Source organism: Halobellus sp. Atlit-38R (assembly GCF_003665925.1).
Taxonomy (GTDB): Archaea; Halobacteriota; Halobacteria; order Halobacteriales; family Haloferacaceae; genus Haloquadratum; species Haloquadratum inordinatus.
On the sequence record NZ_QXIJ01000015.1, the window covers coordinates 1 to 25,426 of the forward strand.

Annotated in this window: 21 protein-coding genes and 1 pseudogene; 2 read left to right on the forward strand and 20 right to left on the reverse strand. The window is 55.8% G+C overall.

What is annotated here, in order from left to right:
* Window positions 1–121, forward strand: a pseudogene (locus tag D3D02_RS15445) (IS630 family transposase); the annotation flags it as partial.
* Between the two features lie 411 nt (window positions 122–532).
* Here D3D02_RS15445 and D3D02_RS20335 read toward each other — a convergent pair.
* The 17 genes from D3D02_RS20335 to D3D02_RS21225 form a co-directional block, all read right to left on the reverse strand.
* A complete protein-coding gene (locus tag D3D02_RS20335; RefSeq protein WP_147435627.1) occupies window positions 533–721 on the reverse strand; it encodes a hypothetical protein in 189 nt (62 codons plus the stop codon).
* 57 nt (window positions 722–778) lie between these two features.
* A complete protein-coding gene (locus D3D02_RS15450; RefSeq protein WP_115821751.1) occupies window positions 779–1,213 on the reverse strand; it encodes a hypothetical protein in 435 nt (144 codons plus the stop codon).
* An 8-nt stretch (window positions 1,214–1,221) separates the two neighbouring features.
* Complete coding sequence (locus D3D02_RS15455; protein WP_121570894.1) at window positions 1,222–1,755, reverse strand: sugar-specific transcriptional regulator TrmB; 534 nt, start codon at window positions 1,753–1,755, stop codon at window positions 1,222–1,224.
* Window positions 1,756–2,113: 358 nt separating this feature from the next.
* Window positions 2,114–3,391, reverse strand: coding sequence for an RNA-guided endonuclease TnpB family protein (locus D3D02_RS15465; protein WP_121570895.1), 1,278 nt, complete (start codon window positions 3,389–3,391; stop codon window positions 2,114–2,116).
* Window positions 3,392–3,394: 3 nt separating this feature from the next.
* Window positions 3,395–3,811: a hypothetical protein gene (locus D3D02_RS20975; RefSeq protein WP_199723122.1), complete on the reverse strand. Its 417-nt coding sequence runs from the start codon at window positions 3,809–3,811 to the stop codon at window positions 3,395–3,397.
* Between the two features lie 615 nt (window positions 3,812–4,426).
* Window positions 4,427–5,938, reverse strand: a complete 1,512-nt coding sequence (locus D3D02_RS15475; protein WP_121570896.1) for a primase-associated protein — start codon at window positions 5,936–5,938, stop codon at window positions 4,427–4,429.
* A complete protein-coding gene (locus tag D3D02_RS15480; protein ID WP_121570897.1) occupies window positions 5,935–6,819 on the reverse strand; it encodes a DNA primase in 885 nt (294 codons plus the stop codon). Before D3D02_RS15480 ends, D3D02_RS15475 begins: the two co-directional genes overlap by 4 nt.
* The gene (locus D3D02_RS15485) at window positions 6,816–10,643 is read right to left on the reverse strand and encodes an ATP-binding protein (protein WP_121570898.1); all 3,828 of its coding nucleotides are present in this window, start codon (window positions 10,641–10,643) and stop codon (window positions 6,816–6,818) included. Before D3D02_RS15485 ends, D3D02_RS15480 begins: the two co-directional genes overlap by 4 nt.
* A complete protein-coding gene (locus D3D02_RS15490) occupies window positions 10,636–12,843 on the reverse strand; it encodes a VirB4 family type IV secretion system protein (protein WP_121570899.1) in 2,208 nt (735 codons plus the stop codon). Before D3D02_RS15490 ends, D3D02_RS15485 begins: the two co-directional genes overlap by 8 nt.
* Entirely contained in the window at window positions 12,836–13,954 is a 1,119-nt protein-coding gene (locus D3D02_RS15495) for a hypothetical protein (protein WP_121570900.1), read from the reverse strand. The genes D3D02_RS15490 and D3D02_RS15495 overlap by 8 nt, the downstream gene beginning before the upstream one ends.
* The gene (locus tag D3D02_RS15500) at window positions 13,955–15,067 is read right to left on the reverse strand and encodes a hypothetical protein (protein WP_121570901.1); all 1,113 of its coding nucleotides are present in this window, start codon (window positions 15,065–15,067) and stop codon (window positions 13,955–13,957) included. It abuts the gene before it with no gap.
* Between the two features lie 2 nt (window positions 15,068–15,069).
* Window positions 15,070–15,906: a hypothetical protein gene (locus D3D02_RS15505; protein ID WP_121570902.1), complete on the reverse strand. Its 837-nt coding sequence runs from the start codon at window positions 15,904–15,906 to the stop codon at window positions 15,070–15,072.
* Entirely contained in the window at window positions 15,903–17,615 is a 1,713-nt protein-coding gene (locus tag D3D02_RS15510) for a hypothetical protein (RefSeq protein ID WP_394337734.1), read from the reverse strand. The genes D3D02_RS15505 and D3D02_RS15510 overlap by 4 nt, the downstream gene beginning before the upstream one ends.
* Window positions 17,616–17,663: 48 nt before the next feature.
* Entirely contained in the window at window positions 17,664–18,083 is a 420-nt protein-coding gene (locus tag D3D02_RS15515; protein WP_233560676.1) for a hypothetical protein, read from the reverse strand.
* 353 nt (window positions 18,084–18,436) lie between these two features.
* Window positions 18,437–19,414, reverse strand: a complete 978-nt coding sequence (locus D3D02_RS15520; protein WP_121570923.1) for a MoxR family ATPase — start codon at window positions 19,412–19,414, stop codon at window positions 18,437–18,439.
* Window positions 19,407–20,501 carry a DUF4350 domain-containing protein gene (locus D3D02_RS20340; RefSeq protein ID WP_147435628.1) on the reverse strand — a complete coding sequence of 365 codons (1,095 nt, stop codon included), beginning with the start codon at window positions 20,499–20,501 and terminating at the stop codon, window positions 19,407–19,409. The genes D3D02_RS15520 and D3D02_RS20340 overlap by 8 nt, the downstream gene beginning before the upstream one ends.
* Window positions 20,502–20,777: a hypothetical protein gene (locus D3D02_RS21225; protein ID WP_121570904.1), complete on the reverse strand. Its 276-nt coding sequence runs from the start codon at window positions 20,775–20,777 to the stop codon at window positions 20,502–20,504.
* Between the two features lie 241 nt (window positions 20,778–21,018).
* Between D3D02_RS21225 and D3D02_RS20345 the strand changes: the two genes are divergently transcribed.
* Window positions 21,019–21,504, forward strand: coding sequence for a hypothetical protein (locus D3D02_RS20345; RefSeq protein WP_147435629.1), 486 nt, complete (start codon window positions 21,019–21,021; stop codon window positions 21,502–21,504).
* A gap of 1,418 nt (window positions 21,505–22,922) precedes the next feature.
* Here D3D02_RS20345 and D3D02_RS21520 read toward each other — a convergent pair.
* The 3 genes from D3D02_RS21520 to D3D02_RS20350 form a co-directional block, all read right to left on the reverse strand.
* Window positions 22,923–23,048 carry a hypothetical protein gene (locus D3D02_RS21520; RefSeq protein WP_255410169.1) on the reverse strand — a complete coding sequence of 42 codons (126 nt, stop codon included), beginning with the start codon at window positions 23,046–23,048 and terminating at the stop codon, window positions 22,923–22,925.
* Window positions 23,049–23,335: 287 nt separating this feature from the next.
* Window positions 23,336–24,175: a ParA family protein gene (locus D3D02_RS15545; RefSeq protein WP_121570906.1), complete on the reverse strand. Its 840-nt coding sequence runs from the start codon at window positions 24,173–24,175 to the stop codon at window positions 23,336–23,338.
* Between the two features lie 105 nt (window positions 24,176–24,280).
* Window positions 24,281–25,357: a hypothetical protein gene (locus D3D02_RS20350; RefSeq protein WP_147435630.1), complete on the reverse strand. Its 1,077-nt coding sequence runs from the start codon at window positions 25,355–25,357 to the stop codon at window positions 24,281–24,283.
* Between the last annotated feature and the right edge of the window lie 69 nt (window positions 25,358–25,426).

A 25,426-nucleotide genomic window follows, 5' to 3' on the forward strand; every position in this document is an offset into this window, starting at 1 on the left:
GAGCGCGGCAGAATACCGCGCTCTCCTCACTGAGCTCTTTGAGCAACTTACAACTCAGCTGAGTTTCGCAGCCTCGTGGATCGACAAGTATCTCGGCGGATACCTCCAGAAGTTACGCTAGGTACTATGCTTCTGACGACACCCTCAAGGACCGAGGCGCGTATGCGCCGAGGGAGTAGGGTAGGGTAGTTTACTTCTCCAAGGATGTCGTGAGTTGCTGTTGCGTTTGGAGTCCGGTATGGAACCGATTGTTGACATCCTCCTCGGCGTTCACGCGGAGGAATCCCGAGCGGTGGGAGTTTCAGGTTTGGCGTCCAATCACCGGATTACCAGACCTTTTGGGCACGGATAGTCCCACGGTTTCGGTCTGGTGGACTGCTGGCGGTGCCAAGCCGCCGGTACCCCTATCCTCGACCGTGTACGGCGTCCCGGTGTTGTTTTTGCCACGGGGACGCCAGCAGGCGTCAGCAGACTCGGGGGTATCGTTTTGCTCGCTTTGAGCAGTCGGCACGGGCATTCACTCGTCTCTGGTCTAGGAAACGAATGGGAACTGCTGCAGGTCCTTGTTGTGGTGGTGGCCGTGAAGCACCCAGCCCTCACAGCTCTCGGGGACATTCTCGGGCCGATCGAGACAGTAGAACTCGTATCCACGATGTTCGAGCGTACAGGCGTCGACGACGGCATCTCGGCGGTAACGTGACGCGCTGCGTCTCGTTCGCACACCACAAGGCGGCGTGTACTGGGGGACGGCGACAAACACTCACCGCAGGTTGGGTCACTACTCATCCCACAACTCCGTAATCCGGTCTTCGATCTCCTCGAGGACGAGCGCAACGACATCACGATGGTCGTCTGGCCACGATGCGTCCTCGCCGGGCGTCGGGGCGGTGGGCGGGGGATGGAAATGGTCCCGCGTATTGTGCGGATTCGGGTGCCGGTCCCACCGGCACTCCCAGGCGTGGTCCGCGTGCTGCTCTCGATAGTGGAGTCTGAAGTCGTCGTTCGTGTACCAACGGACCATCAACTGCGCCTCGTCGACAGCTGCCGGGGAGTACGACGGGGCAAAAACGACGTGGAGTTCCAGATGACCGCTGGCGTCCGTGACGGTCGCTCGGGAGACCTGCTTCGTCGCTTGGAGCCGCGTCTGGAGGAACTCGAGGATGGGACGATCGATGGGAGCAGGGCTCCCGCCATCGCCTGTCGGTGGTACCATCGAACGGGTTACCCGGACGCCTGTTCGCGCTCGCCACCCGTGCGTTGCTGGCGCGCGCGTTCGTAGCGGTCACGCTCCTCGCGGGCGGTCGCCCAGTCGCCGAGGTCGCTGTACACGTCGTCGATGGTTCGCTCGTCGGTGTCCTCCGCAGCGGCGACGGCGTCGACGGCGGCCGGTGACGCGGCGTCGTACGTCTCTTCATACTCGGTGATGCGCGTCGTCAGCTCACGAACGCGGTCCTGCAGGTCCTCGACGGAATGGTCGGCTGCGAGCTGGTTGATGCGTCGCCACTCAAAATACGCGTCATTCCGTTCGTAGGTGGCCGGATGGCCATCGTGCCGGGTGACGATCCCCAAATCGTCGAACCAGCCAAGGTACTTCCGAGCGGTCTTGGGGTCACAGTCGGCGCTGTCAGCGATCGCGCTCGCCGTCGTCGGCTCGCGGGTCTGCAGGATGGTGCCGTAGACGCGCTGTTCGACGTCGTCGCTGCTGAACGCGTCCTCGAAGGGGGGCGGCCCATCGGCGGCGTCTGTGTCGGACATACTCGGGATTGCAGGGTGAATGATATAGTTCTTACTTCGGGGAATAGTTTCCTGATTAGAGTAGCGTACAGGGTGCCGCCTGATTGGCTTCGAAAGGAGTACGATGTTAACCAACAACAGGTCGTAACTCAGGGTGTTGTTGGTTAACTCACGCAGGTCAGCGCATCTGGAGCTTTCGAGCCGGTTTGACGCTGAACGTATCTGGGTTGTTGACTGGCACGTCGTGACTGCGATCAGTTGCTTGTGACAACGACCGGGTGAGCCGGGTGATGAGATCCTCACGAACAGCCCGCCGACTGACTGTCGACTCGTGCCACCCAAGTCGTTCATCGTAGTGCCGTTTGTAAACTACCCCACCCTACTCGCTCACGGCTTGGCCGTTCGCTTCGTTGAGGGTGGGGCTTTCGCGTGGACTCCCGCTCTGGCCGGAATCTTCGGCAGGAGGTTCATACTCTCCGTTCGCGTTCAGCGTCCCGCGATTCAAGCGCACGCCTACGGGTGCGCCTCCGCCGTCCCCAGTTTGGTTACGGCGGAGATACCGTAGTCCAATGTTCTTGGCCGCGTTGTAATCGGCGTGGTTCTCGTAGCCGCATTTCAGACACTCGAACTTCTCGCCGTCGCGGTTATCCGGGTGCGTGAATCCACAATGCGAACAACGGCGTGAGGTGTTCTCCGGGCCCACTTGCTCTACGTCGATACCGTGCATCTCAGCCTTGTATGCGACGTACTCGTATAACCGCTTGAAGGCCCACTTGTGCCCCCACGATGCGCCGGGCAGTCGGTCACGGATGCCGGTCAACTCCTCGAAGGCGACGACTGTACACCCGTTCTCGGCGGCTTCTTCGATGATGCCGTTGGCAATCCGGTGGAGCATCATCGTGAACCGCCCCGTTTCTTTGCGCCCGACCGACTGGATGTTCTCGTGGGCGTGGCGCGACCCACACCGCTGGAGTGACGCCCGCCGGTTCTCATACTCGCGCCGCCAGTGGTCGAACTCGTGACCGCTCCAGAACGTGCCCGTCGAAGTGACCGCGAGTTGGTTCACGCCGAGGTCAACGCCGAGGACTGTGCTGTGCTGGGTCGTTGCCTGCTCCGGCGTGTCGAACTCCACCTCCGCCTTTGTGCGAAGATGAAGGAACCACTCGCCGTCCGTGTTGTGGAGTTCTGCGCCCGTCACCTCGTAGTCGTCGTTGTCGAGATACCGGCTGTGAGGTGTGTCGCGGTCCCCATCTGGCAGAACGTACTCGACTTCGATACGTCCATCTACGGTCGCCAGCGACACGTACTCATCGTGGAACGTGGCGCACCGCTTGTCGTAGACGGCAGTCGGTTGTGAGAAGTGTGGTTTCCCGGCGTACTCGCCCTGTTTCCAGCGAGCGACGACGCCCTGTACGGCGTCGGCGGCCTTGTTGCGGGCGTTCTGGACGAGATTCGCGTGCAACCGTGTCCGGTCGCGTACCTCGTCGTAGGTTTCCTCCTGCAACTGTGCCTTGCTGGTCGTCTTGTATTCGCCCTGCCAAGCGTGGTCCGCGACGTAGTTGGCAGCCAACAGAAACTCATCAACTGTTTCGCGGAGAAGGGCGGCGTCGTGGCTGTCCACGTCGAGTTTGACCGGAACAGTGCGCCGCACCTCCATACGTCAGATGTATGGCCGGTAGTTTATTAGCGTTGGGGAGAGCGGGCGGCTACAGTCCGTGGTCTGTGCCGGAGTTGTCGGCTTCCTCCCCGGCCTACTCGCTTCGCGCTTCCGACTGGTCGGAAGCACTCGCTCCTTGAGGCCGGGGGCTCCGCCTCGAAACTGCTGAAACATCTCCCCGTTGTCGTCGATAGAGATGAACTGCGTTCGCTTTGTTCCCCACACGTTCGTAGAGACGTACTCCGCACCAACCTCTTCGTGGGTGAGCTCCACAAGGACACACTCAACGAAGGAGACGATGGAGAGCTGACTTCTCTCGTTGGGAACCGTCAGTTCGAGATCCGCCCACGGCGCTTCGCTCGATTGTTCTATCTGTTCGCCACGTAGCCGCGATTGCTGTCGCTCGTGTTCTGAAGACATGGTAGTTGAGTGGGCGCTCCCTGCGCCCCTCACCCCTCTTGGGGGTGAGAAAACCCACCGCAATTCGCGTCACTATCCGATGAGTGGATTCTGATATGTTTGCTGTAGACACTCTCGTTTGCTGGCCCTTCGGCCGGAGAGAGCCAGCGGCGTTTGCACCGGTGTACCCTAGCCTTCCTTTGGATAATTCTGGAGGTACAGTGAGAACCGAAACCCGCTTAGATTTGACGATAGGCTCGTCGGGCTGTTCTAAGGCGCTATTGATGTCCTCGACGAACTTCAAACACGGCTATCCGAAGTAATTGTACTTGACGAGGTGGTGAAAACCTCGAATTCGAGAGAGCGGTATCAAATTCTGGGCAAAAATTCGACAACCGCGAATTACAGCAGTTGACGGAGGTTCGTTGCGACTCGTAGAGAAATAACTCTATTCGGCTGAAAACAGATGTTACAGTGCCTGAAAAGTGCACGACGAGGATTCTGACCTCTTCAAAACCAGGCCTCTAATAAAAATTATATATGTGGTTCATTCGCCCATTGAAACTCAACGTGCCATCAGCGATTGAGACTTCCAACAGGGTCGCTTTGATCACATCCAATTGGTTCCCAGCAGAGCTAGAACTCTTCGCCGGTAGATTCCGCCTCATCCAGTTGGTCGTACATCTCGTCCGGGAAGGGAAGACTTCCCCAGATAGAGTAGGGACACTGGTCCTGCCCGATGCAGTACCGCTGCATATCGTCGTTGTCGCAGTTCATCGGGAGCGGGGTGTCGCCACCAATCGTATTCGAGAACTCGTAGCGAATCTGGTAGTCGGTGACCTGTTCGTCGTACCACGGCCATCGTGAGAAGATGTCCTTGAGATCCGCGACAATCGTCTCGAGGTCACTGTCCTGGTACTGGGGCAGCCACATCACCATCCGAGCAAAGCTGTACAGATCCTTTCGGACTGGCTTCTTTTCATAGAGACGTTCGGCCATATTCGCCATACAGGGGAGCTCGAACAGATCTTCAATCGACTCGACGTCAAGAGGCTGGACGCCACGCGAAGACTCCTGAATCCGATAGTGGTTCGTATTTCTATGCTGTCGGATAGTGAGATTCCGATGGTCGCGCTGGGATGCAAGGAGATTCCCAAGACTCCGAGGACTGGAGATACGATTACACACGTCTCGCTTCCAGTCTGCTTCTGGGTCGTACGCCTCTACTGCTTCAAACAGCTTCTTCGCCGAGTGGAACTCCCCCAGTGAGACGACCTCATCTGGAACGTCTCGAATCGCGTCCCGGAGCACACGGATGGTCCGCTCACCGGGGTTCCAATCTCGCCAGATTCGCTCGTGGTGTCCCGTCTCGATGAAGCGGTCAATGCGCTCTGTGATGGCCGACTCATTCGTGCACAGCCACGTCAGCTGGTCTTCGGAAAGGTTCTCCTCTTGGACTCGCAGGAGCTTCTTGAACGCACGTCTGGCGTACTCGCGATACTTCGTGTCGAAATCACCGACCGGTACGTAGAGGCAGTTGTTCTCGACGCGAGTGAGCAGTTCTCCGGTCTCTCCTGGCTCGGTGTCGGCGTGAACGAGACAGTCCCTCGACGCCGCAGCCATCGGGATTTCGAGATAGAACCCCTCACCGAACTCGGGTATCTCCTTGATCCCTGTACAAACGCGACCAGGGTTCGGACCATCCTCTCCGGGGTCTTTCGCGTACAACACCTCTGCAATATCCTGTTGAAGGCTCCCGTCACCGAACTCTCGAAGGAGGGACGCGAGGTTGTTGACATAGAGCTCGCGAATATCGTAGAGGACCTGCACCTTTCGTGGTGGGGCGTGCTCGAACTTCGGGTGTGCTTTGACGCAGATCGCACTCAACGTCGCGAGGATGGCGAGCGTTCCGGGATCGTCGACGAAGGGTTCCTCTGCGGCATGTGTCCTGATGTCTTCTTTGAACGCCGCTGTCCCGAACCGCTCGAGGTCGTTTAACAGATCGTCTGGTTGGTCTTCGCCGTCGACGATGTAGCGATTGTAGCCCCGCGTGAACAGCTGGTTGATGCGAGCTGTGCCGTATTCGAGCGGGAGCGTCGCAACGCGATATGCGGCACGCTCGTCCTCGACAGGCGTCGACTGAGTCATTCCTTGACCACCTCCGGTGTCGCAGACTGAACGTCAAAGTTCGGGCTCTCGATGGGCGTGACGATACTGCAGACGTCAGCGTGCAACGAGTAGGGTAGTCGTGCGACTCGACGACGGTCGGCGGTAACCACTGGGTCGATGGGGATCTCATAGGTCTCTTGCAGAAGTCCGTTCAGCACTTCTCGACTCTTGGCGTCGTACCGATGGGCTGGATCACTGTCGAGGAGGTAGACGTGGACGCCCTGACCGCTGTACACCACCATCGTCTCCTCGGCGTTGAAGTCGTCCTCGAAGATATCCCGCAGTTCGAAGCCGTACTCGATGGCCCGTTCGATATCCTCAAAGGCATACGGATACCCCTCAGGCACGGCCTCTAGGATTCCTGCGGCGTTGAGGAACGCATCGTCATCCCGGTCGTCGACGTCCTCCGAGACCGTATCCGCTGCTCGGTTCCTGGCGATATCTTTCGCGTCGATGTCGACGAGGAGGACCCAGGGCCGCTCCCAGTGATCCAGCGCGTAGTAGACTGCATCAGGACACGGGTCTGGTTTGTCAAGCAGGTCTGGATCTGCGAGCGCGAAGTTACTCCGACCGAGTGGATCATTCCGTGCTGGATGCCGGATGAACTCAAGGACGTCGTCGAAGTCGTGGAACGCTGCCGTGGTCCGCTCTCCGGAGGTGTTCGTCTGCCACGTATCTCGCCGAATGAAGTCCTTGTCTGGGACTCCGTCTTTCCGTACTGGGTGGGGTTCCCGAAACGCGAGTGCGTACTGTTTCGGCCCTTCTGCTGTGATGAACGACGGGAGTTCGTCACGGTATGAGGGGAACTCCTCGGCGTAGTACCTGTAAATCTCCTCGCGAGTCGCTTGTCGCCAACTCATTTGTTGAACTCCTGGTCGAGTTTGTTGAAGCTCCGAATCGTCGTCATCCCTTCTGCGTCAAACGATTCGACGGCTTCCCGAATATCCGAGAATCGACGGGCTGCACGCCCACTCACACTGCTGTCTATCCGGTCGGCCTCAGAGAGACAGTCCAGAACCTCGACGGCTGTCTCGCGTCTGTTGAACGCCCAGACAGCGTTCGCATCCACTGCACTCTGCTTGTCGTAGTCGTCGACCGGCGCGTGTTTGTTGTTACTCGCGAGTTCAGCCTCACCGACCCACACGAGGTCCCCGTCAGCATCGAGACCGGCAACATCGAACACCGTCTCCTCATCGTACTCATAGTAGGATTCGACCTGTACGACCTTGTCGCGGGAGTCTAACCACAGTTCGAGCAGCTTCACACCGACCTTGTGCGGCGTCTTCTCGCCGACATCTCCCTGACCAGGGCCGACCTTGAGTTTCTGGCCGAGCAGTTCTCGCCCTGCTGGGAGTACGGTGTAGTACTTCCGACTGCACGCTCGCCCTTCCTCCAGCAGGTCCTGGTCGATGAGCCGCTGCGTGTCTAGGTCATCAAAGTCGTCTTTGAACGCACTCATTGAATCCATAAGTCCATAATTCGGTGCGTCCCTGTTCATCACGTCGAGGACGCGAGTCAAGAACCGGATGTCGTCGTGAGTGAGTCCGCGCCGTCGGAGTTCGTCATCTGAGACGGTCACGCCACCTGCCTGTACTGGCGACGATCCGTTCTCGTCGACAGCGGTCTCCTCCTCTTCACCGACTAGCTCTTCTGACTCAGTTGACTCAGGATCTCCAAAGAGCGGGTTGCTGGTGTCCCTGTCTTCCCCTTCGTTTCCTTCGTTCTCTTCGTCGGCTGCTGAATCACTGGTTGCCTGTCCGATGAACGACGACTGCGTCGTGTCCACAGGGCTAGCCGATTCTGTGGATGTCGACTCTTCGCCCTTCGGTCTACTTCCCCATCCCTCGGTGCCTCCGGCATCTGATTCGCTAGTGGTCTCAGAAAGCCCGTACTGGGTCTGTGTCCGCTCGGACAGTCGGGGGAGGGCCACGGTCTCAAAGTGGTCCTTCTGTTCAACAGAAAGGGGCTCGTCGCTCTCTGGATGGCCGGCTGCTATCGGGATCGGCTTCACAGAGAACGGGGCTGGTCCCGTTTCCCCGAATGACGGGCTCGGGAGTTGTGCAATCCACTCCCCGCTGGGGAGCGTGTTGATCCGGTTCCGAAGGTCGGTCGGGCTCAAGTCTTCGTGGGCCAGCGACTCTGCGAGGTCGCGCTCGATGGAGATGTTCCCGATGAGCTTCGTCTTGATGTTGTTGAGGACTTCGTCGTAGGCGCGTTCGCTCCGGTTCCGGACCTGCCCGGGGAACTGCATCACCAGTCCCATGCTCAGGCCGAACGACCGGCCCTGTGGAAGCAACTGCTCAGAAACGAGTTTCGTTGATGCGACGGGGGCTGCCTCCTCGATGATGAGGTTGGTAAGGTTCTCGTAGTCCGTGTTCCCGTCACGTCGACGCACCTGTACTGCGTCCCAGAGGTTACTCAACAGGAGGAGTGTGATCGCTCGCTGTGCCTCCGGACGGAGATCTCCTAAGTCGAATAGAATCGTGGCGTCTTCGTCTAGGAACTCGCGGAAGTCGAAGCGGTTGTCGATGTATTCGCCGTTATCGTCCTGTTCCGGGACGTGACTGAAGATCCGTCGCAGGTGTGCGTCCTCTCTGAGCTTATCAAGGCGGTTCCCGACGGCGTCCATCGACACCTGGAATCGGTGGTCGTCCTTCGCAAAGTGCCGTGTGAGCGACTCCTCGACGTTCCTGTTGGCCGCCGAAACTGGCGGAACAGTCCGCTCGCGTTGCATCTGGAGTGCAGCCGCAAAGAGTTCATCGAGGCCGAAGGCGTCACTACCGTATTCCTCGTCGAAGAGCGCCTTGATGAGGTAGCTGAGGATCTCGTTGGCGACAAACGCTTGTCCGTACTGTTCGCGACCCATAACCATCCGCATAATGTCGTGGAAGTGGTCGACCTTGTCCTGAATCGCGTCTTCACGGTTTCGTCCGGCCTTGAGCGCAGGCCGGATGTCGAAGAAGGAGAACGCAGGAACTGTCTCTGGGACGCGGAACTGGTAGACGTCGTCCACCCCGTGGAAGTGTTCGTAGTGGCAGCGAAGGTAATTCGCGCACATGCCATCGCCTTTCGGATCGACGATCACGACGGGTCCGCCAGTCGTCTCCCGGAGGGACAGCGCGTCGTTGATGATGGCCTTCGATTTCCCGCCGCCTGTCGATGCGAACCGGCCGTAGTGCGTCGTCAGGAGCTTGGGCGGAATCCGAATCGGGTTCGGTTGGGGAACTCCGTTCTCATCGAGTGCATACCCGATCGCCATTCCCTCTTGGAACTGTTGAACCAGGTCTGGATTGGGCCACGGAAGCGGGTTTCTGCTTTGCTGTTCAGCGCGGGTACCGCGTGTTCCTTCTACTGTGAGTTGCTCAGACGATGGGACAAGCACAAAGGTCGCGAGTTCCGTCCCACAGAGGACGAAATCCGGTCGGGTCTTGCCTCGGCCGGTCGTAATCTCTCGATCAAGTAGCCGATGGAGGGCAGTCCGGGCGTTCTTCTCCTTCGTCTTTTCTCGAAAGCCGTCAGCACGGAGTCGGTCCCCTTCGACTTCGTAATAGGGGCCGTCAACCGGGTCGAACACGGGACGAAGCGCGTCCATCTGGGCCACGAGGTCGTCGCGAGCTTCATCACCGGTCGGAACGCCGACTGCTCTGATGTTGGCAGTGAATGACCGCTTGGGATTCTTCGCGTCGATATACTCGATGCGCTTGGCGACTGACTCGCTGAGCTGTTTCTCGTCGCGATTACTCCGCTGATCTTCGACCTCGAGGAGGGAGCCAATGATTTCCTGGAAGAAGGTGTCCCGCCCGTCGACGAGATCTTCTTTTCTGATCTCAGCGTCGGACTGCCAGCTTGTCCGTCGCTGGAACACAACCTGAAACGCTACTGGTGATGCCGCCTCCATCAGGTGGTCGACGAGTGACGCGAGCGTCGCACCGGGCTGGTCGATAGCAGCCAATCCGTCGTCTTCGTCCCCGGATGCGAAGGGCGTCAACGACGTCATCCAGTCTTTCTTTCGGGTGGCTGAACCAGACCAGCGTACGCCGACTGGCGAGACGGCGTCGACGGTGGGCCGAGCGAGTATTGTTCCCTCTGCCGTCTCGGTTGGCTTTTCGAGTGTCGTCAGTGGCCCCTCGTCCGGAACTGCATTTGGAGGTCCAAGCTCAAGCGCCGTCTCCCCAATCTCGACGACGTGGCCATGGGACGAGTCGACTGTGGCACCACCATCTGCAAGGGAGGATGCTTCGCCCGTTGGTGTCTGGTCTTGGTCACGCTCCTCGCCGCCAAGCTCGTGCTGCTCGTCGGGACTAAATTCGTACTGTAGCTGCCCTGCTTCGTAGTGTTCAATGAACTCTGCTGGTGTGAATTCGACTGGCTGAATGAGCCGTGAAGCGACGCCGACGTCGACGCGTTCGATGTCGAACGTCTCGGGATAGATCGAACGAAGGCGTTTTTCCAGTGTGTCGAGATGCTCGTCGGCGCCGTAGAAGAACTGGACAGGGTCGTCCGCTCCTTCAGATAGTGCGAGAAACTCGAACTTGGGCGGTGTCTTACTGTGGAGTGGGTTCAGCTTCTGTGCGAGACTCGCAGACTCTGCCGTCGTCAGCTTGTGCAGGCTTTCGAGGACTCGAGGGACCCCCTCAGGATCCAGGCCTTCTGATGTTGGCGTGACTCGGAGATACTCACACATCGTCTTCCCCCTCCATCGAACCGCCGTCAGGCTTGGCGGAGATGGATTCCGCGTCACTCGACTGTCCATTAGTCGTTTGCTCTTCCAGTTTCTCTCGGAACTCCTGCACGTCCGTATCAACTGCACCTTCACCCGCGCCGGGGAGTGTGGAACGGCGCTGCTCGGTCGGATCGAAGTCGATGACTTGCTTCTCCTTGGACATCGCCTCAACCTTGATGCCGCGCCATTCTCCGTCAACGCCGACGAGCGCCTCGGAGAAGCCGGCGTCCTCGTTGCCGGGCACGGCGTCTTGCACGTAGCGCATCTGGGCGTGATTTAGGCCGAACTCGTCGGCCCACCGGTCGTCCATCCCATCAAGACGATGGAACTGCTTGACGGCACACTGATCAAGGATGGCCTCGCTTTCAGCGTGTTCGAAGAACTCGTCGACAGTCTGGGTGACGAGTCGAATTGAAAGGTCGTGATGGCGGTGATGTCGGAAGACCGTCTCAAGGAACGCCAGACTGGCGGCGTCCTGCATAATATAGCGCGCCTCGTCGATGACGAACACGACCTCCTTGTCCGTCTCTTTCGCCCGTTCGTACACAAGCGAGATGAGCAACTGCATCGTCAGCGCCGTACTGCTATCGACGCTGCCTTCTTGCTGGGCGAGATCAAGGTAGATGACCTTCTCATCACGGATATCAAACTCCGAGGACTTCCCCAGGTTGGCGTGGCGACCCTCTTCTTCGAAGGGGCGGAGCTGATCAAGGAGCCACGTTGCGTCCGCTTTGATCTTCCCTGCTTCCTCGTCGGATCGAACCACGAACGCTTCGGGATTCGCCACCATCTCTTCAAAGACGTCCATCATATCTCGGATGGTCGGGCTGGGATTGCTATGCGTGGAGATGTCGTCGGTTATATTATTGCGCTTGTAGGCACGCTTGAGCCCAAGTTCAAGCGTCGTCCGGCGATCGCCGAGGGAGATACCGCGGAGTGCAAAGAAGTTCGTCAGGAAACTCATCGCGTCGTCGAGCTTCTCGTTGAACGGGCTCGCGTCCTCACCCATCGCCCGCTGGACGTGCTCTGGCGTCTGGCGAATTTCCAGGGGATTCAGACCGAGCGTCCCGCCGACAGTGATACGTTTCGCATCGAGAGCTTCGGAGACGCCAGCCCAGTTGTTGAGCGGTTCGAGAATGATGCCGATGCGGTCCTTACTCTGCTCGATAGAGCGGATGAAGTTCTGTTTCGAGCCGAACGACTTCCCAGACCCAGTATCGCCGACAGTGAACATCGCATACCCGTTGTCACGGGCGAATGGGTCGATAACGACGGGACTCTGGTTGTCCTTGTGGATACCGAATTCGACCCCGCCCTCTTCGAGGATGGTCGCATTATGCGGCGAGGAGAGGAGTGCGCCAACGGCTCCACCAAGGGCGATTGACTCGCGGCCAAACACGTTGTCTCCGATGGGGGCCGCTGATTGGAGAGCGAGATCCTGCCGACAGATCGCCGTCTTTGGTGTCAGATTTGCTGGGTCGTCCCGAAGTGCGCTCTTGACCTTCTGGACAGAGTCTCGAAGGTCGTCTTTGTCGTCGGCGCGAACCGTGACGAATAGTCCTTGGTCGAAGACGTTCGCACCACTCTCAACAGCTTTGTAGGTCGAAGCGGCTTCGGTCGCTCGCTCTTGGAGATATGCGCTGCGAATACTTTGTTCAAGATCAGCGTCGACCTGGAGGTCATCAGCGATCTCTTGGAGTTCATTCCGGGCTCGCTGCTGGTTCTTCGGGGTGATGTGTGCGGTAAGGTCGAACTGGACGTCGGTCAACTCGAAGAGATCGCTCAGGTATCCGTCGTTCGGGTAATCGGCGTAGTCTGCGATATACAGCGTTGTCGTCCACTGCTCGCCGACGTGGGCTGCCCGGGTCTCCCATTCGATGGCTGCCGGCGCAGTCACCGTCTGATGCGACTCGGAGATGTCGTCGAGGAGTTGGCCCTCTACCTCTCCTTCGTGTAGCGTCTCCTCGTCAAGGACATCCGAGAAATCGACTTCAGGTTCTTCGTCGGCAGTGTGTCGGGTCCAGAAGAGTTTCCCGATCGCTCCGAGGGCGACAACCAACAGGAGATACATCGCTGTGCCTTCAGATGACGTTGGATTCAGTAGCCACTCGGAGAGCTGCGAGATAGTCTCATCACCCACCTGCAGGACGACGCTACGCATTGGTCTCATCCTCCCGCGGGGAGTGGCCGATGATCGGTTGCTCGCGAACAACACGCTCGGATTCGTCATCGTGCTCACGACCATTCCAGAAATCCATATTCAGGACGAACAACTCGACCGTACTGAGCCGACGGGCAGACCACCCGGATGCTTGTTGAATGAATTCGGCACGAACGTCATTCACGCGGCTGTCGAGCTTCTCGAACATCTGAGCGCGACGTTCGACGTCAGTGAGATCCTCACGGCGTGTCACAAAGGGGTTGAACAGGAACCCGATGACGGGGAATTGCGTCAGTTTCTCCGCAGGTGTGCCTTCATCTCGATATCTGTCGTAGACTTCGAGCGGGGTCACCTCGACACCAATGTAGTAGCGAACTTGCTGGATGCCCCGATCACGCATTTCCCTGGGGCGGGTCTCGCGGTACTCTGCAAGAAGTTCCCGGAAGATCGGGTTCTGCGTGACGTCCTCATCGCTGAGCCGCTTCTCGATCGTCTCAGTGATCTGTTCGACTGGAAATGACCGCGTTGTCGCGTGGAGTTTGAGTTTCGAGTCCAGTTCCTTGTTGGCGAAGTCTTCGCCAGCCGACTGGAGCTGGGCCCAGTCGTCGGACATCGCGAAGTCCATATTGTCGGGGTCGATCTCGATGAACGCTTCCATCGTCCCATCGGCCCGTTGAATCGCTCCAGCTCCGGGCCACGCCCGCTTAACATTCGTGAGGTCCTGCGTTCGCTCGTCTGGTTTGAATGGGGTGTAGTTCGCAAGCCCGCCCTCGTTTCGCTCTGTCTCGTTCGTGCTACTGTCAGCCTCCGCTGGAGCACTGAATGTGACTCGTGGGCGCTTCGCGTACCGATAGACGTCCTTCGTCCACGTCCACGCGTTCAGGTGGTCAGGAGAGACGTAGATGACTGCAACACCGAATCCAAGCCCGCCAGCCACGAGCGGGAGCGCGAGCGATTCGACGCCGGTGAGACTCGCGATGAAGAGTGCGATGATTGGGAAGGCGATGAGCACGCCGACATCGCCCTCCTCGATGTTGAGATAGGGGATGCGACTCTCCTCGCCAAATTGGTTCATAATACGCCGTGCGGCCGCGTCTGAGTCTGTAGACATTTACTGAATTCCTCGGTCGTACTCCATTCCGCGTTTGTCGCTCGATGCGTCTGTGGTGGCCCCACTCGGGTCATTCTCGGTGCGACGGTACGATGGGGACGCATCCTCAGTTCCGTGTCCACCTCGAGCCGAGGCCTTCTGTGCAAGGGCTTGACCGGCGGCCGCTTTCGGTCCCCACCGTGCTGCGGTTGTCGCAACACCGGCGCCACCGACGTAGGCGCCGGCTGCAACACCGCCGATTAGGGCTGCACCTTTCGTTGCACTGCCAACGACTCTGGCTGTCAGCGGAGTCGCGAACTTGAACGTCTTCCAGGTAATGTAGAGGGCAATCAGCGGGAGTGAAACCGCGACAAGGTATTTGAGAAATGCAGTCTGTGGTGTGAGTGTTCCGCCACCGTATATCAGATCATATCCTTTGAATACTACAGCAGCTGGCAGCGGCAGAATGGCAAGGGGAACAAACCGCTTTGAGAACCCTGCTGCAATGCTAGAGAGGACAGGAATATTTCCGTAGGCGAGGGCGAATGCAATCGGCATCCCATACAAGTATACGTAGAGTAAGATCCTACGAATGTAGAACAGAGCCTCCAAAGCCCACATCGAAATTCCACCGATGAACGCGAACAAGAATCCCAAACCAGGATTTGTGATCGTCACTTCTAGGAATCCAAGCATAGCCTCAGTAACTGAGTAGAGGTCTGGCATCAGTGCAATCGTGAATCCGTCCACGAGATAAAGTGCCAGAGTTCCAACCCAGTACCACGTGATGATTAGAAAAGCCCCGACCCAGGCTGTTTTCTTGGCTTTCCGGGCTTCATACGCACTTCCAATATTAAAAATCCGAACTGTATGGCGTCCCTGAACGCTCATAACCAGAAGCAGGAGCGCGAGAAGCAGGATCTCGCCACCGACAAGAGCATCTTGAATTGTTGGCCAAGGCGCATTGGTTGGCTGCCCGAAAACAAATCCCCCGTTCGTTTCGGGAGTAGGAGTTCCAAATATCTCTTCGGTCAAAACCTCATACCCCGAGACGAGGCCATCCATAAACAGCTCGATGAGCCAATCAACAACGCCTTTGGTTCCCTGAAGTACGACGTCAATTAGGTCAACCATCGCTATGGCTCCGTGATTGTGACATCACAGTCCGTCATATCGTTGGACCCTGAGTACACAACATCATAGACTTCCGAGATCCGGTTGCCTTCGACTCGTGTCTCAACAGTGACGATGAATTGACCACTATTTCCGTCTGGTGAACAACCCATTCCATTCTCGGTTTCTGTTCCAAATGCGAACGAACTACTGAACAGATCAATTGTCTCGCCTGGAGCGATTACAACTTGTTCAGCATCGTAGATTCCACTCCCTCTTGGGTCTTCAATTGGATTTGGAACATCATCAGAGAACAGAAGTTCTACGACAGCATCCGGCCCACTACCAACGTTCTCGATGGTGACAAATGCCTCTCCGTTCTTTTTTCGGTCAGTCTCAGTGTCTCCGTAGACCTCATCCCACGGCTTGTCGGGGTTGTTTCGGTAGAGCCCAACGTCTTGGATTTGAATGTCTGGTACGATATCTGTCGTACTCTCTGTGACGGTCTCCCCATCTTCCAAGGCGACTACGCGGTACTCTCCGGGCTCGTATGCGGTTCCAATCTCGAATGAGACCCGTTGAGCTCCTGCAGCCACATCACGGGTTCCGAAGAGCTCTCCGTTCGGTTGGATGAGGTTGATCTGGTCAACGCTGGTGTCTGCTGAAAGTTCGACAACGAGTGTGGTCCCGTCGACAGCGACTCGTTGCAGCGGGCCGTGATCGTCTGGAGAGCCAGCCCCATCATTGGGCGTGCCAGAGTCTCCATCGTTGTTCAGGCAACCAGCAACGCTCACAAGCGCGGCACTTGCGGCTGTACGAAGGGCGGTTCGTCTACTGATGTGTGAATTGTATCTTGTCATTGGTCTTGTTGGAAGAGGTCTTCTGGACCAAACATTCTGAGAAGACGATGTCCGGCGTAGAACATCACGAAAAACGGTATCAACTGCCAGAAACTCTCAAAGAGGAATGCGAACCAACCGTCGATGGTTCCGAGTGGATGCCAGCGCACTGTCGCTGTATCACTCACGTACGCCGGGTTTTGCCCCAGCCACGATCCTGGATAATATCGGGCAGTGTAGATGTCGGGATCATCAAGCGTGACGAGAGCGATACCAAAGGCATTGGTCTCGACTCGCTTCTCACCGATTGTGATGTACCCCTCGCGGGCATCCCCACCGATGGGACTCCAGCGGCTCTCATTAGCGAGGACAATAGGATCGCCAGTCTGTGAATCACGCAATTGCACCTCCACAAGCGCTTGTGACTGGTTCTGCCACAGGACGTCAGCTGTCAGGGTACTCTCGCGGAGTTGCCGTTCCGACCCAGACGGCGGTTCGACAATTGAGGCATTAACACCCCGAACGATGCCGGCGACACGAAGGGCCTCTCGATCAAGGGTCTGCGATCGGACCGCAACCCCGTATGTCGTCGTATAGGACTGGTTTACGACTTCAATATCGACGTTCTCGTCGATCGTTCCGGTAGGAGTCCCGCGCTTGATACCCCACGTCTCGAGAATGTCTGGTCCATCTCGCACGGGTTCTGCACGGGGGCCAATCCGCGACGGATACGCGTGAACATAAACTGGGATCGCATCCGATTCGTGTTCTGTACTCGCAGTCTGATTTGCAGAGACGAGCGTGTCCCAGTTGGTGTCACGAGCGGTGTAAAAGCGCCAGATCCCACGGACACGTGCATCCGTCTTATCAGTGAGTGTATAGCCCTGCCACGGCTGGGTTTGGAAGACCGCAACTCCAGCGTCACCGTTCGGGAATGTCGCGTAATACGGCGATGCCGAGAGGGCATAGATCTTGACGGCTATTGAATCGGAGACGGTGTGAGTTTCAGTGTGATAGCTGACAGTGCGAGCGGACTGAGTACCAGCGCCGGTTCGGACGGCCTGTCGCAATCGCACGTGGATATCCGCTTCCAGCGTGAGCGTTGCATTCCAATCGTCGCTGATCTGATAATCAAGGACCGGCGTGTGTGAGCCACTCGTCTTCGCGATCGTCTCCCCGTCTTTCTGGAGGCGAATTTCTTCGATCTCGTGGGTCGCGAGAGACCAAGTGGTGCTCTCGGCCGTGTCGCTTTTGTTCGGCACACGAACGCGATAGTCGATAAAGCCGCGGAGCGTGCCCTCCGGTGCAATGTAGTGGGGCGTGACGCCGGATTCGAGATGCCCGTGCGTCGAGGGTTGGACAGCGAATATCGTTGCGTGGGCGTCTTTGATGAATTCCCCATCGTGTAGCGCCGCGTGAGGTGGATAGACAGACGTCTCTGTGTCGCCGGCGTTGAGATCTGCAAAATCATTCTGGGTCCACGTGGCGGCGGTCGCCGGTGGTCGCTTGAATGTGATATCTGTCCCATTCGCGAGTTGGTGGGTGACCGTCCGGGTGTCCCCATAGCGCTGCTGGTATTCCGCCTGTGTAATGTAGGCGTCTGCGTCACGAGACCAAAGCGTGGCAGACTCATTTTCGGAGAGTCCATTCGCTTCGGTACCGGGCCGCGGCGGGTTCGCTGAGACGACGCTTGTGATAAGACTCGCTATGAGGACAGCCGCAATGAACACCGCAACCGGCGAAGGGACTGGTGATCTCACGAGTGCGTTGGAGACGGCTTACCAGGGTGCGAGATCAACACACTGTGCTAATGGCAGCCCCATCACAGAACCAGCAACGGTGTAGAGTGGTCCCAGAATGAGCAGGACTACAGCAGATTTCATCGCGGACCGCTTGTGACGTTTGAGTCCCTTCTTCTGATCGGGGTTGAGCGTGAACATCTCAATAAGAGAGTCAGCCTGCCAGACGACTGCCAGTCCGACGATCCCCAACGCAGTCGAGAGCTGGAAGAATCCCTCAATCATCCCAGGGAGGTTATCAGCGCTACAGACAGCGCTCTGTGACGTCTGTTGGGCAAGCACAGGCTCAACCGCAATTACTGAAAGAAGTGCGATTGCGATCGGAATTTGCAGTGTGAGAGTCCCTGCTGTGACCGAATGCGGCGTTCCGACGGTTGTGTTGGTGTCAGATCCGTGCATACGTGTGAGTTGTCGCTGCCCGCATTCGAGAAGCTCCGACCGCCCTCAGAGAACGGGATATCAGCGTTCCGTTCTAACACTGAGTGGTGCCGTATATGAATTTGAACATTCGTGCGTATTCTTGAAGAATAATACGACTGTCCTAGTTTTTGACGGAGTAAATCTAGACATATACAACAATCATCTAAAGCCAAGCCTAGGTAAAACACACTACTCTACCGACTCAGGAGTGGCGTCGTTCGCTCCTTGAGAAGGGCGTTCTTGCATTCACAGGCGGTACGAGGCGGATGCCCCGAGGTCAAGCCGCGGGGCATCCGCCGTGACTTTTTTCTGTGAAGACGAACTTCCGCTCGCTACGTGTCAGTCCGTCCGCCAGGAGCCGAGACTGTGACTTCAGGAGGCTCCACTGAGTTAATGACAGACTCAACAACATCCGAGGGCCGGGTATCACTCAATTCAGCATCTGCACTAAGTATAAGCCGGTGAACAAGCACAGGTTCTGCGAGAGCTTTGATGTCGTCTGGGATCACATACTCCCGGCCTTTAATTGCTGCACGGGCTTTGCCAGTGTGCAGAAATGAAAGTGAAGCCCGTGGAGATGCACCATATTCAGTCTCACCGGCATCACGAGTGGCTCTGACAAGTTCAAGGATATAGTCATAGATCTTGGGATCAACGTAGACCTCTTCCACTTCTTGTCTTGCCGCAGTTAGATCAGTCGAGGAAGTGACCTGTGAAACAGCCTCTTCGCCGAGCTCAGGACGCTCATCAAATCGTTCAAGCACCATCCGTTCATTGCTTTTCGTTGGCAGTTCGACTGTGAGTTTGAGCTGGAAGCGGTCGCGTTGAGCTTCTGGCAGGGCGAACGTCCCCTCCATCTCTATGGGATTTTGTGTAGCAATAACAATGAACGGCTGTGGCAAGGGGAGTGTTTGCCCCTCAATCGAGACGTTTCGCTCCTCCATAGCCTCCAAGAGTGCACTTTGAGTTTTTGGAGTAGCCCGATTAATCTCGTCTGCTACGACAACGTTTGAGAAAACTGGGCCACGCTGAAGTTGGAACTCCTCTGCTGAATCCCGATAGATGCGCGTCCCAAGAATATCTGCAGGGAGAATATCTGGAGTCATCTGGATCCGGTTGTAGGACAACCCAGTAGCACGGGCAAACAGATTTGCCATCGTCGTTTTTGCGACACCGGGGACTCCCTCTAGAAGGATATGTCCGCGGGTCAGCACTGCGATTGTAAGATTCTCTATAACATCCTCATTACCGATAAGTACTTTCCCAACCTCATCTCGGATTGAGTCGTAGACATCCCCCGGATCACTCATTATCGTCATTGTGTGAATCCCGCGATAAAATCCCTGCTGTTATGCGAGTAACACGGTCGGCATCCCAATCCGGATGCTGATTAAAAAGCCATACACGGAGTGCGTCATTATCTACCGGTGTGGGGTCTTCGGTTGCTTCCGAACCAGATACCCACTGATCAATTAAGTGACGGCGGTTTCTAGCCTCGGAAACCGCAAAGACCGCTACAATGCCACCAATACCAACCAGTGCCTGGAGCAGTGGTGTATCCTGCAGAATCAGCAGGCCGACAATCAACGGCGGACGGCCAGAGTGGTGAGAATAATCTAATAACACTCGTTTGTGGTCAGCGAAGAGCAGACTGACGAAGGCACGATTGCCCGGTCGCTCTAACATCGTATTGATGAACAAGCTTGGGTCGCTCACAGCGATGACACTCCCGGACCCGACCCGTTCCTGAACAACGATTGGCCGGCGCTCAAGAGATTCATTAGTGTCCAGAGCGTCGTTCCGGTTTCGATCGAGATACGCGAACTCAGACGACCGGGCCAAAACAGTTGCATTCCCAATAGTTTCATTCCGAATAGTCGTCCCGTAATTTAGAGTAAGTTGGCTAACTCCATCTGTGCGCGGTGATGTAGAAATATTCGTTGCAATGGGGAACGCAGGCGATCTGTAATAATTGCGTTCATCTCGAAGAAGGGCTCCATCAAACCGAGCAGAAGCACCAACACCACGTAATAAGCGGTTCCCCTGGGAACCAAAATCTTCAGCAATGACGATCGTTCCACCTCTTCGCACATATTCCTCCAGTCGCTCTTGCTCGCTATCAGTATAGGGCTCATCAGGAGATAGCACAATCGAAATACTCTGATTTGCTGCTGTTGAGTCGTATGTAGACGTATTAAGAACGATCGTCGATTCTGCACCCGCTGCATTGGCCGTGTTCCGGAGACCGCTTGCACCATCCCAATCAGCATTGTAGAAGCCAAAGGCGGTCGCTGAGGTGCTCATAGCAACTAAAACGGTTGCTGAGAGCACAACGAGCACCCCTGCTAGAAGGAGTGTTGGATATGAAATCGTCTGGTTGCGGATCCGAATCCCCATTTAGAAGACCCCCGGTGGAAGGATTTCAATGATTCGGCGAATAACGATATACCCAAAGCCCAACAGTCCAAGCAAGATGACCCACCTAAGACGAGAGCGCCAAGTCGGGGTGAGATTAAACGGTGCAGTGAGCTCAGTAACGACTAAGAACCCAATCAGTGAGACGACGAACACAAGCTCGAACGACAAGGACTCCAGCAGTACCAGAATCAGAACAGCCCCAAGCATCCAAGCTAACTGCGCTTGAATAAAGTGTTCTCGTCTACCTATCCCCATACACGATAGCATAGACGCAGGTTTACAACATTTTCGAGCTTAGTTCTCTCCGCTTAAACAGCGGAGTTAGCTCCGCGAAAAAAGATAGCTTGGTCGTCTGACTACTATCCTGTACCCTAAAAATCATATCCGTGTGTCAATTACCAGTAAGATGTGAAACGCGTTGACAAACTCAGACATACCTACACCAACTTCCCAAGTGCGCCTCATTGAACGGGAACCAATTCCAAGTTCCCCCACAATGGTTTATCAGACCCTTCCAAAATTAAATCCAGAAGCCCGGATCCTCCATATTGATTACGTGTGGGCGCCAAAAGCACGCCTACGCTATTGGGATGATGAATTGGCTGAAGGGCCCGCCGAGATCGGAATTGTTCACACAGGGTATGGACTGCCAGACGCACAGAGCATCGAAAATTACGGAGAGTCACTAGGCGTCAAAACGACCTTCACTTATGTAGCACAACCAGGTGATCTCTCAAGGATTGGGCTTGAACTCGTCAAGTTTCTTGATCGGGTAAGTGCGGAGGAGGCTCAAGTTGTTGTGTGTGTGGATTCCTTATCGTTGATGCTTCAGTACGCATCTGGTGATACTGTAATGAACTTTTTAACTGAGTTGTATAACAAACTCGAATATTACGATGCGCTCGGTAGGATCTATTTTACACCGCTTGCGCACAGCCAACAGGTAGTTGAGAGTATCCGTGCGGAATTAACTAATAGCTAGAGCATCTGATATTCTCTCACGGCTTCACAGTAGGTGCCGAAGGAGCTGAGTCGGCGTTTTCGTTGTCGGTGACCAATCTATGTGATCCACGCAACGGAGGCGAAACAGCGGTCTCGTGCTGCTTCTACAGAGAAAGCAAGGCGAGTGCCTCGGGGCTTGACCCCGAGGCGGTTCACCGGAAAATTGGTGAGTTTCTCCCGCGAACGTCGGCTAGTACCTAAGCAAAGTTCTGGAGATTAAGAATTCTAGAGAGCCGTTGATGACTTCGTGAGACAGGGCATAGCTGCTATTCCACAAGCAGCAACCTCCAAAACTTCTCTTGATTACTAGCCGACGTTCGCGGTGCGGCTGTTCGAGTTCCTGTTCGCGGTAGCGCTGTACAATCTCTGGATTCTGGTGTGTCTCGTTCTAGTTGACCAGCGGGAACTCCCTGACCGACCGGCTGTCTTGACAGCGCTGTTTCGGCTGTTCGTGTTAGCTCTTCCAGACGGATAGCAGAGCGTGCGGCGACTGGCAAGGCTCCATTTCACCGTCTTTTGAGGCCTCCAGATTGTCTATGGAGGACATATAGCCGAGGAAAGAACGCCGATCGATCGGACTTTCTTAGCCCTCGTGGCCGGATAACGGTTGTCTCTGTTCGAGGTTCGTCACCTACTGTAAAGGCGGGGTATGCGTTCGTATCATCATCACCACCGCACGGCAGTTCGTCCAGATCGAGACGTTCTGACTGCCTGGCAAACGTGTTTTGCCAGAAGAAAAAACAGCAAACTAAGCCTGGATCACTCCTTGAGGTCAATAATCGAGTGGCCTTCTTCCGAACTTCGGCACCTACTGTAAATGGATGGGCCGTCGTCTCGCTACCGCTGTAAGCGTTAGTGTTGGCTGTGCTGTAATATTGGCATCACAATACTTTTATTCAGTCCGGAATCACGTTGACACGCCTGTTGGACTCCATAGAACAACAGGTATCCTGGCAGTTCCCCCGGAGCTGCCCCCCTTCCATTCACACTCCTTGTTCAGACGATATGTGGCGGCACGATTGTCTTCACACCCCTCGTTCAGACTGTATTCAGTGACATATTCCGGTCAACGACCGTACCCTACTTCGCTCACTCTGACGGATTCGCTCGTGGAGGGAGAGGCTTGTCGGCGAACAATTCCTGCGTGCGAACCGACATCCACACCCCCAATTCAGACTGATAAAACCTGACTAGAGAGCCTGTAAATCCAGAATTCCTAATCTGTCTCACATTGGAATAATGTTATACCAACTCTGCCGATCTCCCTGATATTCTTTCGTTGCATATTACCCTCGTCTTGCGTTTTCACTCTGAACGAGGGGTGGGAGGTCAAATGTTGAACTCTTGTATTTTCTATCGACTAACTTACAGCGGTAGCAAGGCGGAATCCCGCCCGCCTTAGTCCCAGCCGTAACCCCACTCTTTGAGTTTTGTCAGCACCAGTTCCGGATTCTCTTGTGCGACTGCCATTGCCGCTTCAGTAACATCGGTTTTGTATACACTCTCACTGAGCTCTGCTTCCATCTGTTCGAGTAGCTCATCAATCCCATCTTCAATGTGCTCTCGAAGGAAGACTGGGCGTTGTGTGCGGCCATCTTTCACACCGTTCCGAGAATGGATATACGGGAGCGAGTGGGGTTGCCCACCTGCTGTGTCTTGTTCTGTTGTAGCGGACTGGGTGCTGTCGTTCGAATCTGTACGGTCTGGTCGCGAAGACTGCTCTGTACTCTGTGTCTCCTCTTCCGACTCTTCACTGCCCTCCTGGTCTATTGCAGGGTCGTCTGCAAAGGGATCATCCGCTGACCCTTGCTTCATGCTTTCACCACCTTGGTTTCTCGAATATGGTTAGCCAGCTCATCGAACTTAGCGAGAGTGTCTAGTTCGTGGTCTCGCTCGCGATCTCGGTGGGTTTCTACGTACTGGAACGCCGTACATTGCTCAGCCCAACACCCTTCGAGTAATGAGGACCGTTCGCGAAACTTCACTGGAATATCCCACCCATCCTGTGTTAATTTGCCGAGGAACCGATCCTGGTCATTCATTCCTTTGTACCGATTCGGGACGACTGCAAGAACGCCAACTTCGATTCCGAGTTGCTCTTCGAGTCCGCCGACAAGCTGATCCAGCCCTTGGACAGATTCGTATCCTTTTCCACTGGGTTCAAATGGGATTACTAAGTGCCGTGTTGCGTGGATTGCATTGTGGAGCTTGATGTCCGCACTCGCCGGCGGGTCAATGATTAGTGTGTCGTACTGGTTGTGAACGCCCGCTTCTTGTAATACTCTGAGTAGTTGTTTGTTTGGGTTCCACGACTCCCCGAAGTCAGCTGCTTCTTCCTCACGACGACGCAGATGTTTGGATGCGTACTCGAGAATATTATGCGCCGGAACAATATCGATCCCTTCACTGGTCCGAATAAGATTCTCAAAGTCGTCTCTGGGCCGGTCGATCATATGTCGAAGGAGACTATCGGCTTGGTCGTTACTTCGGTCCTCAGCAACATCAAGTAGATATGATAGGGATGCTTCTTGCGTGTCCAGATCAATTACAAGCACATCTCTCCCTGCTCGAACCTCGGCTTTCGCAAGATTCGCGGCAAGTGTCGTTTTTCCAACTCCGCCTGCTTCGGAATAGACGGTGTACGCAAGCATATTCACTCAGTTGAGCTACTCATCTATAAAACTCAGTCAGACGATCTAGCTGATCTACTCAGCTGAGCCGCATAGCTGAGCTTCGCAGCTAATTCGCCCTAACCATCACCTAGTCTTCGGAGCAATCCAGAGGATGACAAGAATCAGTCCCCAGAATGCGGGAAAGGCTCCAAAGATCCCAAGGCCAGTGGTTGTTGCTGTTGTCTTAGATTCAGACGTTGGTGTGGCTGAATCGTTCGGCTGGAGAAGGCTATTATCTGTTGTTCGATCTGTTCTCCGCTGAGATTCAGTTGAGGTTTGTTCTGCGGTTGACGGTGGGGACTCCGTCGTCGGTGTCGGGATCGTCGTCAAGGGTTCCGGAGTTGTCGTGGTATTCACCGTTCCTGAGGTTGTTATTTGCGTTGTCGTTGGGTCGGATTCAGGTTGTTCCCCGCCACTGGATTCTCCACCACCCTCGTTAGTTGATTCTGTTTCTGTCGGAGTGGCAGTGGTCGATACCTCTTCAATCGACAGTGAATGTGCGTCACTCACTCCAATCGCCTCTTTGTTTCCGTTGATCGTCTCCGTCCCCCGCACGAATACGTTCATCTGATACTTGCCAGCCGGAAGATCGTCCGTTGAAATGTTTGCTTGGTACGTCGAGGAATCAACCGATTGCATCTCAACGCGCCGAGTAGTCTCGTCGTTTGAGACCACCACCTCCACAGAGTCAATGCTCTTTTCTGACTCAATTCGGGAGAGAGTTGCATTCGCCGTTATATTGCTCTTTTTTGCTATTTCGCTCGGCGCTTCCACTGAAATTGTAAATGCCGGAACTACTAGCGGGTGGATTGTCTCGAATGACCCATCACGCTCAAGAGCAAAGGTGTATGTTCCGGGCTCGAGGTTCTCTGTCGCGAAACTCACCGTTGTGTCTTCTTGTGCCGACTTTGTCTCGATGCGTTGCCTGTCCTTGTTGTACAGGTGGAGGTAGTATTGACCCTCTGTACGTACTGTCGTGCTCACGCTTACTGATGTCCCACTCTGTGCTCGGCCAAGTGCAGTTATCGTGTATGCGTTTCCGTTAAAGGAAGTCGTTCGATCTGGGACATCCACGTCAGGAGAGACAGTCAACGTGTCGCCTCCACTGTCTGCAGTGGCAACACCCCCAACAACAATAGCGACACCAATCAAGAGACTCAAACCCAAGGTTAAGAAGAGCGATTGACGAAACACGTGGGATATCCCTCGACACAAATTAAGTATTTTTCG

What these genes read in the sequence shown, in the direction of transcription:
- D3D02_RS15495 (WP_121570900.1), bottom strand. Translation starts at nt 13,954, where the DNA reads ATGTCTACAGACTCAGACGCGGCCGCACGGCGTATTATGAACCAATTT.
- D3D02_RS15465 (WP_121570895.1), bottom strand. Translation starts at nt 3,391, where the DNA reads ATGGAGGTGCGGCGCACTGTTCCGGTCAAACTCGACGTGGACAGCCAC.
- D3D02_RS20340 (WP_147435628.1), bottom strand. Translation starts at nt 20,501, where the DNA reads ATGGGGATTCGGATCCGCAACCAGACGATTTCATATCCAACACTCCTT.
- D3D02_RS21225 (WP_121570904.1), bottom strand. Translation starts at nt 20,777, where the DNA reads ATGGGGATAGGTAGACGAGAACACTTTATTCAAGCGCAGTTAGCTTGG.
- D3D02_RS15505 (WP_121570902.1), bottom strand. Translation starts at nt 15,906, where the DNA reads ATGACAAGATACAATTCACACATCAGTAGACGAACCGCCCTTCGTACA.
- D3D02_RS21520 (WP_255410169.1), bottom strand. Translation starts at nt 23,048, where the DNA reads ATGGAAGCAGAGCTCAGTGAGAGTGTATACAAAACCGATGTTACTGAA.
- D3D02_RS15520 (WP_121570923.1), bottom strand. Translation starts at nt 19,414, where the DNA reads ATGAGTGATCCGGGGGATGTCTACGACTCAATCCGAGATGAGGTTGGG.
- D3D02_RS15450 (WP_115821751.1), bottom strand. Translation starts at nt 1,213, where the DNA reads ATGGTACCACCGACAGGCGATGGCGGGAGCCCTGCTCCCATCGATCGT.
- D3D02_RS20345 (WP_147435629.1), top strand. Translation starts at nt 21,019, where the DNA reads ATGGTTTATCAGACCCTTCCAAAATTAAATCCAGAAGCCCGGATCCTC.
- D3D02_RS15515 (WP_233560676.1), bottom strand. Translation starts at nt 18,083, where the DNA reads ATGCACGGATCTGACACCAACACAACCGTCGGAACGCCGCATTCGGTC.
- D3D02_RS15480 (WP_121570897.1), bottom strand. Translation starts at nt 6,819, where the DNA reads ATGAGTTGGCGACAAGCGACTCGCGAGGAGATTTACAGGTACTACGCC.
- D3D02_RS15485 (WP_121570898.1), bottom strand. Translation starts at nt 10,643, where the DNA reads ATGTGTGAGTATCTCCGAGTCACGCCAACATCAGAAGGCCTGGATCCT.
- D3D02_RS15475 (WP_121570896.1), bottom strand. Translation starts at nt 5,938, where the DNA reads ATGACTCAGTCGACGCCTGTCGAGGACGAGCGTGCCGCATATCGCGTT.
- D3D02_RS15455 (WP_121570894.1), bottom strand. Translation starts at nt 1,755, where the DNA reads ATGTCCGACACAGACGCCGCCGATGGGCCGCCCCCCTTCGAGGACGCG.
- D3D02_RS20975 (WP_199723122.1), bottom strand. Translation starts at nt 3,811, where the DNA reads ATGTCTTCAGAACACGAGCGACAGCAATCGCGGCTACGTGGCGAACAG.
- D3D02_RS15490 (WP_121570899.1), bottom strand. Translation starts at nt 12,843, where the DNA reads ATGCGTAGCGTCGTCCTGCAGGTGGGTGATGAGACTATCTCGCAGCTC.
- D3D02_RS15545 (WP_121570906.1), bottom strand. Translation starts at nt 24,175, where the DNA reads ATGCTTGCGTACACCGTCTATTCCGAAGCAGGCGGAGTTGGAAAAACG.
- D3D02_RS15500 (WP_121570901.1), bottom strand. Translation starts at nt 15,067, where the DNA reads ATGGTTGACCTAATTGACGTCGTACTTCAGGGAACCAAAGGCGTTGTT.